This is a genomic window from Chitinophaga pinensis DSM 2588 (assembly GCF_000024005.1).
In the GTDB taxonomy this organism is placed as follows: Bacteria; Bacteroidota; Bacteroidia; order Chitinophagales; family Chitinophagaceae; genus Chitinophaga; species Chitinophaga pinensis.
On record NC_013132.1, the window covers coordinates 4501444 to 4517260 of the forward strand.

The window sequence follows — 15817 nt, forward strand, 5'->3', positions numbered from 1 at the left end:
TTATCCGGATTTTTTTTGCATCATAGCGGCTGTTCTGAAACCGGACAACTTAGCTTGTTAAAACTGAACATATTGTACTATTTTATATAAGTAAGTGTCTGTTTTAAAATAGATTTATTTTTGGCATATCCATTGGCGGGAGATGATTGCCTTATATAAGGCATACCCACTATGCTGAGAAACTATATCAAAATTGCCTGGCGCAGTTTGACCAGGACCAAACGTTTTTCTATTATCAATATCTCCGGATTAGCCATTGGCATGGCTGGTGCCGCATTGATCCTGTTATGGATACAGCATGAGTTTAGTTTTGACCGCTTTCATGAAAACAGGGACAGACTGTATGAGGTGTATGGACTAGCGACTGCCGATCATAAAACGATCGCTATCAATCAGACGGAACAGCCCCTCGGACCTGCCCTGAAGAAAGACTATCCTGAAATTCAAAATACCGCCCGTGTGGCAGCCGTAAGCAGTTTGTTGCTATCGGCAGGAACAGCGCCATTCACCGGCATTAAAGGCGCTTTTACGGACAGTAGTTTCTTTAGCCTGTTCAGCTTTCCGGTATTGGAGGGATCCTCACGGCAGCTGCTTACCGCGAGTCATGAAATCGTTATTACGGCACGTCTGGCACAAAAGCTCTTTGGGAAAGAACCTGCGCTGAATAAGATGATTAAAATCGACTCGGTGGACTATTTCCGTGTAGCAGCCGTACTGAAAGACCTGCCTTCCAATACCCGGTTTGATATAGATTATCTGCTGCCCTGGACTTATCTTAATAAGATCGGCTGGGGTAATGACAGCTGGTTAAGTAACAACATTTCTACCTTCGTATTGCTGCAGCCAAATACAAATGCGGCGGTTGTAGAAGGAAAGATAAAAGATATTGCCCGACACTATTCCGGTCGCAACGACATCTGGACACATTTTCTCTTTCCCCTCGACAAGTGGCGTTTGTACAGTGTTTTTGAAGATGGACGGGCTACCGGCGGACGTATTGCCATTGTCCGTTTATTCGGTATTGTAGCCATCATGATCCTGTTAATCGCCTGTATCAACTTTGTGAACCTGAGTACTGCAAAAAGTGAGCGCAGGGCAAGAGAGGTCGGCATCAGGAAAGTAGCAGGCGCCGGAAAGGGCCTTTTATTTGGCCAGTTCATGACAGAAGCACTATTGACGGCCCTGATTGCCGGATGCCTGGCGATGTTGCTGGTGGAAGGCGCTTTACCCTATTTTAATCTGTTGATCGATACCTCGCTTGCGATCCCTTATACAAACATCATTTTCTGGCTGTGTGCTGTCGCATTTATACTGCTTACCGGTTTACTGGCCGGATGCTACCCTGCGTTTTATCTCTCGGCATTTAAACCGGTAAGTGTGTTAAAAGGCGGTTTTAAAAAGCGGGAAGGAGCTATATCACCCAGAAAAACACTGGTGGTGTTTCAGTTTACATTTGCTGTAGTGCTGATTATCTGTACCGTAGTGATAAGGAACCAGATCCGGTATGTGCAGGAGAGAAGTACAGGGTATGTCAGACAACAGCTCATCAATGTAGACTTCTCCGGAGATATAGAAAAGCAATATCCCCTGATCAAACAGGAGTTACTTTCATCCGGTACCGCGGTAGCAGTTACCAAAACAATGTCGGCCATTACACAACGGGCGGCTAATACCTGGGGATTGATCTGGGAGGGTAAACCGGCCAGTTTTGATGAAGCCATTGCCTTATACAGCAGTGATGCTGATCTGGTCAAGACGGCCGGATTGCAGTTGGTTGCTGGCAGGGACATTGATATTCAACGGTATCCTGCGGATAGTTTTTCCGTTGTACTGAATGAAACGGCCGTTAAGACAATGGGATTCAAAGATCCGCTCGGACAGGTACTCCGTGAAAAAGAAGGCAGCAGGACCTGGCGTGTTGTTGGCGTTGTAAAAGATTATGTTGTTGGATCTTCCTATGAAAGGATACCTCCGGTAGTGATCCAGGGCCCTGGCAGTTGGTTCAATACCTTGCATATCCGTTTTGAGGCTGCTAACTCCCTGTCGGTTAATCTCCAGAAAGCAGAAGTGATCTTTAAAAAATACAATCCTGCCTATCCCTTTAATTATCAGTTTGCGGACCAGCAATATGCGCAGAAGTTTGATGGGGAGGAACGGACGAAGAAACTGGCAGGCTTATTTGCTATACTGGCCATTTTTATCTCCTGTCTCGGACTGTTGGGGCTTTCTGCCTATGTAGCAGAAACGAGGATAAAAGAGATCGGCGTACGTAAAGCGTTGGGTGCGTCTGTACTCAGTATTACGCATTTACTCACGGCTGATTTTCTTAAACTGGTAATGGTTGCTATTGTTATTGCGACTCTGCTTGCCTGGTGGCTGATGAGTGTATGGCTGGATGAATTTGCCTACCGGATGACGATCAGCTGGTCTGTATTTGCTTTTTCAGGGTTGCTGGCTATTGCGATCGCGCTGCTGACCGTTAGTGTTGAAGTCGTAAAAGCGGCCCTTATGAGCCCCATAAAGAGCCTGAAAGCAGAATAGGGTAATATTATTTGTCCGGAATAGCACAAAGGAAATTTGGTACACAGAATAGCCTAAATTAGGGGTGCAAACAATCTGACTAACCGAATTTCTTCAGCCAGCTTTAGAATCAGAACGCCATCTTTCCCCCCGAAAGGTGGCTTTTCCATTTTATTCCGCGGTAAACAGGGGGAGTGTAAATCCAAACGTACTTCCTTCTCCCAGCGTACTGTCTACCCATATCGTTCCTCCCTGTGCCTCTATAAACTCACGGGAGATGGACAGTCCTAGTCCTGTACCTACTTTCTCCGGTGTACCCGGTACTTTGAAATACCGGTCGAAAATCCTGGAAAGGTACTTTTCTTCAATACCCCGTCCATGATCTGCCACAGAAAACTCGACGCTGTTATTCCGGATGCTGGTAGTCAGGTCAATCTCACCATCTTCCGGAGAATACTTCACGGCATTGGTCAGGAAATTCGTCAGTACCCAGGCTGTTTTCTCCGGGTCCGTCATGATCTTATGGGCATGGGTGTTGTTGTGAATACGTATGGCGATATTCTTCTGTTGTGCGAGTGCGCTGACGGTATTTGTGGCATTATCAATGATAATATCGGGGAATACGGGTTCTATTTTCAATTGTATATGTCCCGTTTCCACCTGACTGATATTCAGCAATTCACTGGTAATCTTTAACAGGCGGTTGGCATCATCTGCAATGCTCTTCACCAGTTCTTCCTGTTCCCTGTTGACAGCTCCCACACGGGTGTCGGTCAGCAGCTGTGCACTCATTTTGATAGAAGCGATCGGTGTTTTCAGTTCGTGTGAAATGGTGGCAATGAAGTTGGTTTTTGCCTCATTCAGTTCATGGAAAGGGGTGATATTCCGCAATACGATCACCTGACCAATCACTTTTTCGTTATTGGTGACATTGAGTATATCGAGGTGGAAATAACTTTCTTTCTGATCGGCAAAGATCTTTAGCTCCTTCACCGGACTATCCGTTTTCAGGAGACTCCGCATCAGGTCATTATTGACGGCGATATCCGGTGCATATTGTCCCATGATCTCCACTTCCCGGAGTCCGAGTAGTTTCTCTGCGACTTTATTCAGGAAGAGCAGGTTCCTGCTTTCGTCCAGTCCGATAATACCGTCATTCATCTGGTTGATGATGGTGTCGATACGGCTCTTCTCAAATTTTATCTTCGCCAGATTACTATGTTCGTATTCATCTAGCTTTTCGGCCATACTGTTAAAAGCCTGTGCCAGTTCTCCGAATTCGTCATGCTGTGAGATCCGGATCCTTTTAGAATAGTCTTTGTTTACGATCGCTTTTATACCATCAGAAAGTGCTTTTACCGGTTCGCTGATAATACCGGGGAAGTTAACTGCCAGCGTAAATGCAATGAGCGCCAGAAAGCCGAAGATGATCATGGTGAAATTGCTGAAGCGTCTTGCATTACTTTCTGCCAGGGTATTTTTACGAAAGATGGCCTGCTGGTTAGCGGTATTGATCTGGTATATCTTCCGGCGGATAATACTTTGTAAGGAGTCGTTATCGGGGTGATGTTTCAGTTGTTCGTAAATATTCCTGACGGCGGCAGTCGCTGCCGCTTCCCCCCGTTCGGTGATATTGGCTTCCTGTTTTACCAGGTTATCGTTGAACTCACGTAGTACGGCTGAATCAAAAGGTACACGATCCATGAGGGACAGCATATTGTTGCTGTACACAAGGGTTTCGTAGTTGTCTTCCAGTATAAGACGCGCGTCTTTTTTCAGCTGGTGTATGGAGTAGATACCCAGGATACCGGAGATAAGAATTGCGATAAATAAGAATCCGATGCCTATACTTAATTTCGTCTTGAGGCGCATGTCAGGAAAGAATTATGATGTCAATGTCCGATTCTGACAGCTTACCTAAGAGCTGGGAGAAAACGGCTGTATTCAGCAGCATACCCATTACATTCAAATGAGGTTTGCCGAGGCAGATCGTGGTGACCTTCTTTTCGTCGGCAGTCTGCATAATACTTTTAGCAATATTACTGTTTTTTACTTTTATGACTTCCCCACCCAGCTCCATCGCGAGTTTGAAGTTATTAATCAGGTGGCGCTGTTCTGCCAGACCGATCTTGTCGCCGTCTTCTTTTGGTGTCTGTACGTAGAGTACATACCATTTGGACTGGTAATAGGCGGCCAGTCTGGCGGTTTTACGGATGACCTTTTTAGCGATCACATGGTTGCTGCTGACGCAGGCCAGGAAACGTTCATTCCGGGGATGTGCGGTGCGTGGGAGGGAAGATTCAATTTTACGTTCTACCTGGGTGGCGACTTCCTTCAGGGCCAGTTCTCTGAGCTGTAATATTCTTTCCGGCTGAAAGAAATTTTTCATGGCTACGGCAATCTTGTCCGGGGTGTAGATCTTACCTTCTTTGAGGCGGGTGACCAGTTCATCCGCTGTCAGGTCGATGTTCACGACTTCGTCTGCCTGTTGCAGTACGAGGTCGGGGATACGTTCGGCGACGTCCACACCGGTAATGTTTTTTACTTCATCCTGTAATCCTTCAATATGCTGGATATTCACGGCGCTGATGACATTGATACCGGCTTCCAGTATTTCCATTACATCCTGCCAGCGTTTTTCGTTTTTGCTACCTTCGATATTGGTATGGGCCAGTTCGTCGATAACGACCACTTCCGGGTGCAGGTTAAGGACGGCCTGCATATCCAGTTCTTCCAGTGCTTTGCCTTTGTAGAACAGTTCCCTGCGGGGAATGATGGGCAGTCCGTCGAGCAGGGCATGTGTTTCCGCACGGTTGTGCGTTTCGATATAGGCGATCTTGATATCGACGCCATTGCGTAACAATGTCCTGGCCTCCTGCAACATGCGGTAGGTCTTGCCTACACCGGCGCTCATGCCGATGTATATTTTAAACTTGCCTCTCCTGGATTGGCGGATCAGGTCGAGGAAGTGCTGGGCATTATTGTCTTTGTCGCTCATTTGCTGTAAGTGTTCAAAAACTCACTTTCCGTCCAGGCCCGGGCTGATCTTCTCGTTATGAGAAGTGTCCCGATGCTTGGTACGGAAGAGGTGAGATCAATCATGTAAGAAGTTTAGTAAGCGCCTGCTGTTGACAGCAACCCTTCTTTTTCTTCTTCTTTTTGCACGGCAGGAGGCGTGTAAAGCATTGCCGTACAGAGGCAGTTCCGGCACCCTTTCTTTTGCAGGATATTAAAGTTAACACAACTCTTACATCCTTTCCAGAATTCAGGGTCTTTGGTTATTTCATTAAAGGTGACTGGTAAAAAACCTAATTTGCTGTTCATGCGCATAATGGCCAGTCCACTTGTAATGCTGAATAGTTTTGCCTCCGGATATTTTTCACGTGACAACTGGAATATTCTTCTTTTGATGCGGGAGGCAATTCCTTGTCCGCGGAACGTCGGATTAACAATCATACCTGAGTTGGATACAAATGCTCCGTTGCTCCAGCTCTCTATATAAGAGAATCCTACCCAGATCTTATTTACTGTCAGTGCGATAACGGCTTTTCCTTCTCTGATCTTTTTCATAATAGCGGATACGGAACGTTTGCTGATACCGGTACCCCTTGCTTTGGCGGATGCTTCCATTTCAGCCGTGATCATAGCGGCATATTTACAGTCGGAGAGCACCGCCTTTCTGACTATTACTCTATCGTTGTCCATTTCGGGTTCGTTTATTTTAATGTATCGAGTGCGATATTGAGTTTGAGTACGTTTACTTTTGCTGGTCCTGCCATTCCCAGCCATGGGCCGCGGATATGATCAGATACGAGGGTCATTACCCTGTTTTCTGAAAGGTGACGTGCAGCTGCCACGCGTTTTACCTGTATCATCGCAGCTGCAGGAGAGATGTCGGGATCGAGACCACTACCGGAGGCTGTTACCAGTTCAGCAGGGATGTCTTCCTTATTGATACCTGGATTGTGTATCAGGAAGGTATCAATACGTTCCTGCACCAGTTTTTGATAGTCGGGGTTGGAAGCGGATTTGTTGGAGCCTCCGGATCCGCCTGCGTTGTAGTCAACGGCAGAAGGACGGCCGTTGAAGTATTTATCTTCAGTGAATTTCTGTCCGACGTTTTCGTAGCCCACTACTTTCCCATTCACAGAGATGGTTCTACCCTTTCCCTGTCCCGGTGCTGCTTTGGATACGGCAGCGATCAGGGACGGATACAGTACTGCCAGTACGAGTATCATAAAAATGGTGAGTTTTACAGAAGGCCAGATATACTTTTTCATGGTAATTGTTTTGAACTTATTTTACATAAACAGTGAGAGGAACAGGTCGATGATCTTGATACCGATAAATGGTATGAGCACACCACCAAAACCGTAGATCAGGAGGTTCCTGCGTAACAATGCGCTCGCACCGATTGGTTTGTAGGCGACGCCTTTCAGTGCCAGTGGAATCAATGCCGGAATAATGATAGCATTGAAGATGACGGCAGAAAGAATAGCGCTCTCCGGAGAAGCAAGGTGCATAATGTTCAGGCCCTGCAATGCAGGAATAGCGGTTACAAAGAGAGCTGGTACAATGGCAAAGTATTTTGCCACGTCGTTTGCGATAGAGAAGGTGGTGAGTGTACCGCGGGTCATCAGTAACTGTTTACCGATTTCCACGATCTCAATCAGTTTGGTAGGGTCGTTGTCCAGGTCCACCATGTTACCGGCTTCTTTCGCTGCCTGGGTACCACTGTTCATCGCAACTCCCACGTCTGCCTGTGCCAGTGCAGGGGCGTCATTGGTACCGTCACCCATCATGGCCACCAGTTTGCCGCCTTCCTGTTCTTTGCGGATATAGATCATTTTATCCTCAGGTTTAGCCTCTGCGATAAAGTCGTCTACACCTGCTTTTTCAGCGATATATTTTGCAGTCAGCGGATTATCACCCGTTACCATCACTGTTTTTACACCCATACGGCGCAGGCGTTCGAAACGTTCACGGATACCTGGTTTAATGATATCCTGGAGTTCGATTACACCGATTACCTGTTCGTTGCGGCTTACCACCAATGGCGTACCACCATTGGAAGAAATCTCTTTTACTTTCTCTTCCATCCCCGCGGGGAATGTATGACCTGCTTTAGCAACGATGTTACGGATGGCATCAAAAGCACCTTTACGGATACGCACACCATCGAGGTTGATACCGCTGCTACGGGTTTCTGCGGTGAATTCGATGAAGGTTGCGTTCTCACTAGTTAGCTGAGCGGCTTTAATACCTTTTTCTGCTGCCAGTTCGATAATGGACTTACCTTCCGGGGTTTCATCCGCGAGGGAAGCCAGCGTACAGGCTTCGAAGAATTCTTTCTTACCGACTTCATAAGCCGGCCAGAAGTGTGTCGCCTTACGGTTACCGATGGTGATGGTACCTGTTTTGTCAAGCAGCAGGGTATCAATGTCACCAGCTGTCTCAACCGCTTTACCACTCTTTGTGATCACGTTGGCTCTCAGTGCGCGGTCCATTCCCGCGATGCCGATCGCACTGAGCAGTCCGCCGATGGTTGTAGGTATTAAGCACACGAACAGTGAAACAAAAGCTGCGATGGTGATAGGTGTGTTGGCATAGTCACCAAAGGGCTTTAAGGTTACGCAAACGATGGTGAAGACCAGCGTAAAACTTGCCAGCAGGATGGTCAGGGCAATTTCGTTAGGTGTTTTCTGACGGCTGGCGCCTTCTACCAGTGCGATCATTTTATCCAGGAAGCTTTCGCCCGGATCGGTAGTTACACGTACTTTGATACGGTCGCTCAGTACTTTCGTACCACCGGTAACGGAAGATTTATCACCACCTGACTCACGGATCACGGGAGCAGATTCACCGGTGATGGCAGATTCATCGATTGTAGCCAATCCCTGTATAATCTCTCCATCCATCGGGATCATATCACCTGCTTCGCAGATAAAGAAATCTCCTTTACGGAGCTGTGAGGAAGGAACGATCTTGATTTCATTGGTATATACTTCGCCAACGGCCAGTACTTTTTTAGCAGGTGTTTCTTCTCTTGTTTTACGCAGACTTTCTGCCTGTGCTTTACCCCTTGCTTCCGCGATGGCTTCTGCGAAGTTGGCAAAAAGAAGGGTTAGCACCAGGATGATAAATACTGCCAGGTTATATCCGAAGGAACCTTGCTTTGTATCGCCGGTGAAGGCAGTATACAGCGTAACAGCCAGCATGATAGCGGTGCCTATCTCAACGGTGAACATTACCGGATTGCGAAACATGCTCTTCGGAGACAGTTTTACGAATGCCTGCTTCAGAGCGCCGCTTACAAGGGCCGGTTCTAAGAGTTTAGTTTTATGATTATTTTCTGACATGATAATTCAATTTTTACAAAACAGGGTTTTCATAGGATAGGCACTTTTAATCTCAATAGTGCGATAGGATAATAACTGAGGGCGTCAGTAGGACTGGAAATATTCTGCGATAGGACCCAGGGTCAGTGCAGGGAAGAATGCCAGTGCCGCAACGATCATGATGACTGCGTAAGTCATGATACCGAATGTGGAGGTGTCCGTCTGCAGGGTACCCGCGGATTCAGGGATATATTTCTTTTTGGCCAGTATACCGGCGATGGCGACTGGTCCGATGATAGGGATAAATCGACCGAGTATCATCACTATACCTGTTGTGATATTCCAGAAGATATTGTTGTCTGCTAAACCTTCAAAGCCGGAGCCGTTGTTGGCAGAGGAAGAAGTATATTCATACAGCATCTCAGAGAAGCCGTGATTGGATGGGTTGTTGAACCAGTTAGCCGGTTGAACGGACCATACCATCTGTGGGTGATGTGCTGCAAAGTAGGCTGACAAGGCCGTACCCACCAGTATCAGGAAGGGATGGAACAAAGCGATGATAGCCGCAATTTTCATTTCCCTGGCTTCTACTTTACGTCCCATGAATTCTGGTGTACGACCAACCATCAGTCCGGAGATAAATACCGCAATGATGAGGAATATAAAGTAGTTCAGCAGTCCCACACCTTTACCACCATAGAAACAGTTGGTCATCATACCCAGCATCTGCATGGCGCCTGAAAGCGGCATAGAGCTGTCGTGCATAGAGTTGATCGAACCGGTAGAGATGATGGTCGTCATGACCTGCCAGTAAGCCGATGCCGGTACACCCAGACGCACCTCTTTACCTTCCATGGCCGTGATGTCTTTCAGACCCAGGTGGTGCAGTAAAGGGTTACCGCTTATTTCAGAGATCATATTCGGTATCATGAGCGTCAACATACCTGCTGTCATGACGCCAAAGATGACATAGCCCAGTTTCCTTCTGCGGATGAAGAAACCGAATGCAAAGATCAGCGCCATCGGTAGGATTACCTGTGCAACGATTTCAACGACGTTGGTAAAGTAGTTGGGATTTTCCAGCGGATGTGCCGAGTTGGCGCCGAACCATCCACCACCGTTAGTACCGAGGTGTTTGATGGCGATCATGCCGGCAGCAGGACCTCTTGATACCTGTACGGAATCACCCTGCAGTGTGACGATACTGTCTTTGCCATCAAAGCTTGCAGGCGTACCATTGAAGGCCAGGGTAATCGCCATAATGATACTGAGAGGTAACAGTATACGGGTGATCGTTTTGGTGAAGAATACGAAGAAGTTACCCAGTTTCTCGGTGGTCTTATCAGCGAAGGCCCTGAACAGTACTGCTACTGCGGCAACACCCGTTGCTGCGGACACGAATTGCAGGAAGGTGATTACGATCAGCTGGGAAAGATAGGTAACGCCGGTTTCACCGGAATAGTGTTGCAGGTTACAGTTTACAAGGAAACTGATCGCTGTATTGAAGGCCAGATCCGGTGTCATATCCGGGTTACCATCCGGATTGAGTGGGAGATGAGACTGGAATAACAAGATAAAGAAGGCATATATGAGCCATACCAGGTTAATGGATAACAGGGCGGCCATGTGTTGCTTCCAGTTCATCTCTTTATGAGGATCGATACCGCAGATACGGTATATAAAACGCTCTACGGGATTCAGAAAGTCTGTGAAAGTGCGTTCACCCTGGAAAACTCTTGCGATATATTTTCCGAGCGGGAATGCGATCACCAGTGTTAGTATAAAGGTGAGGATGACACCTGTTATTTCGCTGTTCATTGATTAAAACGGTTTGAGATCAGAATTTTTCAGGTTTCAGGAGAACATACACCAGGTATATAAAAACCAGGATGGATATAATCAGCAATAATGTCATCATAACTATTCATTTATATGTTTTCGAAGAAATCCAGTGATTTATAGAAGAGATAAAAGCAGACCAGCATAATGAGCAGGTAGATTGCGATCAGCATAGTAATTGTGTTTTATTGATAGTAAATAGTTAAACGCCTGGTTTTAATACCTGCTGGATGTAGAGGGAGAAGAGTACAGCGGGCATTACACGCTGTATTTCCAGCCATTCCTGACGGCTGCAGGACATCCTGAAACTGGAGAAAGAGAAGATGAAAACATTTTCAACGGCTGTTTTCACCAGCTGGTTACCGCGGTTGTAGATCTTTTCAGCCAGCAGCATACAAAGTTGTACCTGACGTAACTGATGTTGTTGTAACATCTTCGCCGTATAGTTAGCCAATACTTTTACAGAGAGATATGCACTTCCGAATACAGGGGCACGTACAATTTCCTTTTGTATTGCTGGTATTTCATCCGCTATCTGAGCGGCGGCTTCATATTGGTTCATAAAAATTGATTTACGCCCCTGTTAAGGCGAATGGCATGCCCGATCCTGAAATTGAGATTGTTTGCTCTTATATATTGCTTGTTATCAGTCTTTTGCAAAAGACGGCAATTGTTTTTTGCCGTGTGTGCCAGATCAAAAACCCTCTCATTTTGAGAGAGTGCTTTATCAATTTGGGTGAGGCTGATTTTCGTCCCTTCACTTGTCCGGTTGACAGTTCAATTTGCCTGAACTACCCGTTTCTCCTTCTCTTTCTTTCCATTTTGATGTCCATTTGTACTGTAATTAATTGTAACACTCACAATATTAAATAGCATGAATATGAGACTGGTTAGCGTGTTTTTTTTCAGTGTAGCACTTATTGGAATGTTTATCGCAATGGTAGCTTTCTCCGATCTGCGGAACGAAAAGGTAATCAAGCATTTGCAGACAACCACCGACAGTAAGGGCTTTGCCGTGGTAGAACTCTTTACTTCAGAGGGATGTTCAAGTTGTCCACCGGCAGATGAACTGATGGGTAGAATTGAAAAAGGCAATAAAAACGAAAGCATCTATATACTGACTTATCATGTTGACTACTGGGACAGACAGGGTTGGAAAGACAAGTTCAGCGATCATGCCTTTTCACAGCGCCAGGAGTCTTATGCGAACTGGCTGAATCTGTCCAGTGTCTATACACCACAATTGGTAGTCAATGGCGCTAATGAATATATAGGTTCCGACGAGCATTCCGTAATAGGTGGTATTGCAGATGCCCTGGATCAGACACCAGCCACTACACTCACGCTGCATAGCGTAAAAGATGGCGGCAAACTGACCATTAGTCATGAAGAAACAGCAATAAAGAAAAACACAAAGCTTGTGCTGGCGCTGGTACAGAAAGAAGGGGAGAGTAATGTAAGAGCGGGTGAGAATGCAGGAAGAAAACTCTCGCATGTACAGATTGTAAGGGCTTTAAAAGAAGTACCTGCCGGTGACAAAAAAGACGTGACCCTGGATCTGCCGGCTGATTTTTCGACACAAGGATGGGAACTGATCGGCTTTTTACAGAACAGTAATAATGGGCATATCATCGCAGCAACAAAAGTTGATTTTCAGACAAATAACTAATTATTCAAAACAACGAAACAGATAAAAATTCTGATATATGGAAACGAATAACAACACAACAACAAAAGTATTCACGCCGGTAGAAAAAGTATTGTATACAGGTAGAACTCATACGACAGGTGGAAGGGATGGGGTATCCCGTAGTGATGACGGTAAACTGGATATTCAACTGACCTCTCCGGGTTTCCCTGGCTTTGGTACCAATCCTGAACAATTGTTTGCCGCCGGCTGGTCCGCTTGTTTTATCGGTGCAATGAGACTGGCAGCAGGACAGCAACATATGAAACTGCCGGAGGGCAGTTATGTGGATGCAGAAGTGGACCTGGGTTCCAATACCAATGGTTTCCAGTTACAGGCCCGTTTGAAAATACACCTGCCTGGTCTGGATACAGAAACAGCGCAGTTACTGGTAGATGCCGCCCATAAGACTTGTCCATATTCCAAGATGTCCAGGGGCAATATTGATGTGAACATCAGCCTGGTCTAAATCGTGGGTTAGAGTGGAGTGCCTGTGATCAACCGGCATATCCCCTGGTGCTGTGAACCGACGACTCCTGCCTTTTGGCAGGAGTCTTTTCTTTTTACATTATCGGGTCATTATGACCATATTTTTCCGTCATTTCTTCGTTGTTTCTTCGTTCAAAAGCGGCTAAGAATGGTGCTAATACTGGAAAAATAACGGCATAATGACGGTGTAATACGGATATATAAAGGGTTTCAGCCCGGTGCTTATTGCTGGTGATTGAGTCCGTATTCCTCTATCTTACGATAAAGAGTGGCCAGGCCGATATTCAGCAGACGGGCAGCCTCCGTTTTATTGTTTTTAGTATGGTATAAGACCCTGATAATGTGTAGTTTTTCGACACTGGCTAAATCGAAAGCGGAGAGTGGTGTACTGGCTTTATCGGCTATCTGGAGGTCCAGAGGCAGGTGTTCGACTGCCAGATCGTCTCCACCGGCCATAATAACGGCCCTTTCCAGCACATTTTTGAGTTCGCGGATATTCCCTTTCCATTCATGCAACTGGAGCTTTTCGATAAAAGCAGGGGTGACTTTCTGCTTCCGCTGATTGATTTTAGCAGAGAAAATCCCAACAAAGTACTCTGCCAACTGGGGGATATCCTTTTTACGTTCCCGGAGTGGAGGAAGGGTGATAGCGAATACGTTCAGACGGTAGTACAGATCTTCGCGGAAATGGCCCTTTTGAGACTCTTCCTTGAGGTCGCGGTTGGTTGCCGCAATTATCCTCACATTTACTTTAGTGGGCTTTGTATCGCCTACTTTGATGAATTCGCCGGTTTCCAGTACCCGGAGTAATTTACTCTGGAGGTCCAGGGGCATTTCTCCGATTTCGTCCAGGAAGATAGTACCGGTATTAGCCTCTTCGATCAAGCCTTTTTTATCACGGTTGGCATTGGTAAAAGCGCCTGCTTTATAGCCAAACAGTTCGCTTTCCAGTAATTCACGACTGAACGCACTGCAGTTCAGGGCGACGAACGGCTTACCGTTACGTTTACTGTTATTATGAATGGCCTGTGCAAACACTTCCTTGCCGGTACCCGTTTCACCCAGGAGTAACACGGTGGTATCAGCCGGGGCTACCTTACTGGCTTGCTCTATGGCATCCCGGATAGGGCGGGAGGTACCCAGGATGGTGTCAAAGCTGTATTTTTTGCCGACCTGGCTTTCCAGTTTTTCGATACGTTTCTGCAGCTGTACTTTTTCCAAAGCTCTGTTAAGCAATGGAATAATACGGTTGTTGTCATCTCCTTTGGTGAGGTAGTCGAAGGCGCCGTTTTTGATAGCCTGAACGCCATCGGGTATATTACCGTATGCAGTAAGCAGTATGATTTCTATAGATGGATTTTTCTCCTTGATCGTTCTGGCATAGTCTACGCCGCTACCATCCGGTAGTTTTACGTCACAGAGTACAACGTCTATTTCTTCTTTTTCGATTATTTTCTGGGCACTTTTGATATTACCGGCTTCGAGTACGTTAAAACCTTCCAGTGCGATAATCCTTTTGGTCAGACTGCGCAGTTTCTCTTCATCATCTATTATAAGGACAGTTCCGGGCATAAAATTATTTGGTTGCAAATTACATATTCTTTGGCATCTTAATCAGGGTAACTGTTGGCTTTGGTAAGCAGGCTGGGATATATGCGGATAAATGCTGATCTTGTTTCCGAATCCCTATCATTATGAGAATTATACTACTTACGCTTATATTATTTTTACCTGCATGTTATAATATAAAGGAAGAGCAGCTGATTGTTCCCGCTCATTCAAGAAAGATAGTTGCCCGGCTGATGGATAGTCTGAGCATGGTGACATTATATATACCTGATCGGTTTGACACGTCATTTACCTGGATACATCGGTCTGACAATTCGCCTTCTGACCTTACGAAATGTCGTTTCCAGTTAAAAATGAATAGGATTTTTGAGGAAAATGGTTTTTTCCCTTTTGGAATGCCGGAGGACTCCGTAGATCAATTGACAATCGTGTATCCTGCACATCTGAACGATATAAAAGATGGAGACACTGCCTGGATACGTCGAGGCAACGAATACTTCCGGATGAAGTCAGCTGCAGAAGGAAAGATGGGGGGGAATATACTGGTTGATACATCCTTTATCGTACACGACAGGTTGTATTCGGTAACAGGTAGCCGCTTCTATGTTCCTGTTATTAAACGTCCTTTTTATGAATTAAATGCGGTGACGGCAGTGAGAGGGTTGGAGATTAGATTTGAATTCAAAATGATTCAACATACAGCGGATTCGTTATCCCGAAATTTCGTTCCAAACGCAATCGATATTATCAAAACTATCCGTTTTTCGACACACATTTAGCAACCAAAAGTCAACCAGGTTGCGCACGCCTAGCGGCATACGTTTGCGCCAATCTCTGCTACAAAGGAATTAAACATTACTGTCATGGTCATTTTTTATCATGATAGTATTTTATTTTATTTGAGAATAAAAGATAAATTATTCAATTTGGATTTTTAGAATCTTTTAACATATATTTGAATTGTTTATAGAGAAAGAATGTCCCATGTTGTGATAAAGTTGTATGTAGACCCATTGGAAATCTTCTTTCTTTTCATAACCGCTCCCATTCATAGCCGTAGCCTTCCCAAAGAGTTTCTTTTACCAGGAATATCCTGTTAGAATCCTTATTTTATTCTCATAACCCGTCCCACTTCAGAGTACAACCTATATGAATAGTGCATTGCGATAGATCGTGCGGTGTTGTCATGCTACGTTGCAAACAATCAAACGTCATAATATAATCCTATATCCATCTGCATGGTAGAATTTTACTGTCGTGGCCTTCTCAGGAGGCTGAAAATCTGGTGTCTGCTAATAACAGCAATCATCTTCACGCGCACTGGTGCGAGGGCAGAGGGTAGTAAAGAATTGAATCAGAGTGGTGGTTATCGTGC

The 15817-nt window shown here is 45.7% G+C and carries 13 protein-coding genes; 4 read left to right on the top strand and 9 right to left on the bottom strand.

From position 1 onward, the window contains the following. Positions 1-171 precede the first annotated feature (171 nt). Positions 172-2541 carry an ABC transporter permease gene (locus CPIN_RS17925; protein ID WP_012791245.1) on the top strand — a complete coding sequence of 790 codons (2370 nt, stop codon included), beginning with the start codon at positions 172-174 and terminating at the stop codon, positions 2539-2541. A gap of 150 nt (positions 2542-2691) precedes the next feature. On the opposite strand, the gene CPIN_RS17930 is transcribed toward CPIN_RS17925, so the two are convergent. The 8 genes from CPIN_RS17930 to CPIN_RS17965 form a co-directional block, all read right to left on the bottom strand. Then, positions 2692-4392: a HAMP domain-containing sensor histidine kinase gene (locus CPIN_RS17930; RefSeq protein WP_012791246.1), complete on the bottom strand. Its 1701-nt coding sequence runs from the start codon at positions 4390-4392 to the stop codon at positions 2692-2694. A gap of 1 nt (position 4393) precedes the next feature. Beyond that, positions 4394-5518 (bottom strand): sensor protein KdpD, encoded by a 1125-nt coding sequence (locus CPIN_RS17935; protein ID WP_012791247.1) that lies wholly within the window; start codon positions 5516-5518, stop codon positions 4394-4396. A 113-nt stretch (positions 5519-5631) separates the two neighbouring features. Beyond that, positions 5632-6225, bottom strand: a complete 594-nt coding sequence (locus CPIN_RS17940; RefSeq protein ID WP_012791248.1) for a GNAT family N-acetyltransferase — start codon at positions 6223-6225, stop codon at positions 5632-5634. Between the two features lie 11 nt (positions 6226-6236). After that, entirely contained in the window at positions 6237-6800 is a 564-nt protein-coding gene (locus tag CPIN_RS17945) for a K(+)-transporting ATPase subunit C (protein WP_012791249.1), read from the bottom strand. A 21-nt stretch (positions 6801-6821) separates the two neighbouring features. Then, positions 6822-8879 carry a potassium-transporting ATPase subunit KdpB gene (kdpB, locus tag CPIN_RS17950; protein WP_012791250.1) on the bottom strand — a complete coding sequence of 686 codons (2058 nt, stop codon included), beginning with the start codon at positions 8877-8879 and terminating at the stop codon, positions 6822-6824. 84 nt (positions 8880-8963) lie between these two features. Then, entirely contained in the window at positions 8964-10676 is a 1713-nt protein-coding gene (gene kdpA / locus CPIN_RS17955; RefSeq protein WP_012791251.1) for a potassium-transporting ATPase subunit KdpA, read from the bottom strand. A gap of 19 nt (positions 10677-10695) precedes the next feature. Continuing rightward, positions 10696-10776 (bottom strand): K(+)-transporting ATPase subunit F, encoded by an 81-nt coding sequence (kdpF, locus tag CPIN_RS39635; protein WP_044219073.1) that lies wholly within the window; start codon positions 10774-10776, stop codon positions 10696-10698. A 123-nt stretch (positions 10777-10899) separates the two neighbouring features. Continuing rightward, positions 10900-11259, bottom strand: coding sequence for a DUF7674 family protein (locus tag CPIN_RS17965; RefSeq protein ID WP_012791252.1), 360 nt, complete (start codon positions 11257-11259; stop codon positions 10900-10902). Between the two features lie 318 nt (positions 11260-11577). Here CPIN_RS17965 and CPIN_RS17970 point away from each other — a divergent pair, with 318 nt between their 5' ends. After that, on the top strand, positions 11578-12366 hold the full coding sequence (locus CPIN_RS17970) for a DUF1223 domain-containing protein (RefSeq protein WP_012791253.1): 789 nt from the start codon (positions 11578-11580) through the stop codon (positions 12364-12366). A gap of 37 nt (positions 12367-12403) precedes the next feature. Beyond that, positions 12404-12853, top strand: coding sequence for an organic hydroperoxide resistance protein (locus CPIN_RS17975; RefSeq protein WP_012791254.1), 450 nt, complete (start codon positions 12404-12406; stop codon positions 12851-12853). Positions 12854-13095: 242 nt separating this feature from the next. On the opposite strand, the gene CPIN_RS17980 is transcribed toward CPIN_RS17975, so the two are convergent. Further along, positions 13096-14445, bottom strand: a complete 1350-nt coding sequence (locus tag CPIN_RS17980; protein WP_012791255.1) for a sigma-54-dependent transcriptional regulator — start codon at positions 14443-14445, stop codon at positions 13096-13098. A 122-nt stretch (positions 14446-14567) separates the two neighbouring features. Here CPIN_RS17980 and CPIN_RS17985 point away from each other — a divergent pair, with 122 nt between their 5' ends. Next, positions 14568-15221 carry a hypothetical protein gene (locus CPIN_RS17985; protein WP_012791256.1) on the top strand — a complete coding sequence of 218 codons (654 nt, stop codon included), beginning with the start codon at positions 14568-14570 and terminating at the stop codon, positions 15219-15221. The last annotated feature ends 596 nt before the right edge of the window (positions 15222-15817 follow it).

Coding starts and splice junctions, on each gene's coding strand:
- CPIN_RS17925 (WP_012791245.1), top strand. CDS start 172: ATGCTGAGAAACTATATCAAAATTGCCTGGCGCAGTTTGACCAGGACC.
- CPIN_RS17930 (WP_012791246.1), bottom strand. CDS start 4,392: ATGCGCCTCAAGACGAAATTAAGTATAGGCATCGGATTCTTATTTATC.
- CPIN_RS17935 (WP_012791247.1), bottom strand. CDS start 5,518: ATGAGCGACAAAGACAATAATGCCCAGCACTTCCTCGACCTGATCCGC.
- CPIN_RS17940 (WP_012791248.1), bottom strand. CDS start 6,225: ATGGACAACGATAGAGTAATAGTCAGAAAGGCGGTGCTCTCCGACTGT.
- CPIN_RS17945 (WP_012791249.1), bottom strand. CDS start 6,800: ATGAAAAAGTATATCTGGCCTTCTGTAAAACTCACCATTTTTATGATA.
- kdpB (WP_012791250.1), bottom strand. CDS start 8,879: ATGTCAGAAAATAATCATAAAACTAAACTCTTAGAACCGGCCCTTGTA.
- kdpA (WP_012791251.1), bottom strand. CDS start 10,676: ATGAACAGCGAAATAACAGGTGTCATCCTCACCTTTATACTAACACTG.
- kdpF (WP_044219073.1), bottom strand. CDS start 10,776: ATGATGACATTATTGCTGATTATATCCATCCTGGTTTTTATATACCTG.
- CPIN_RS17965 (WP_012791252.1), bottom strand. CDS start 11,259: ATGAACCAATATGAAGCCGCCGCTCAGATAGCGGATGAAATACCAGCA.
- CPIN_RS17970 (WP_012791253.1), top strand. CDS start 11,578: ATGAGACTGGTTAGCGTGTTTTTTTTCAGTGTAGCACTTATTGGAATG.
- CPIN_RS17975 (WP_012791254.1), top strand. CDS start 12,404: ATGGAAACGAATAACAACACAACAACAAAAGTATTCACGCCGGTAGAA.
- CPIN_RS17980 (WP_012791255.1), bottom strand. CDS start 14,445: ATGCCCGGAACTGTCCTTATAATAGATGATGAAGAGAAACTGCGCAGT.
- CPIN_RS17985 (WP_012791256.1), top strand. CDS start 14,568: ATGAGAATTATACTACTTACGCTTATATTATTTTTACCTGCATGTTAT.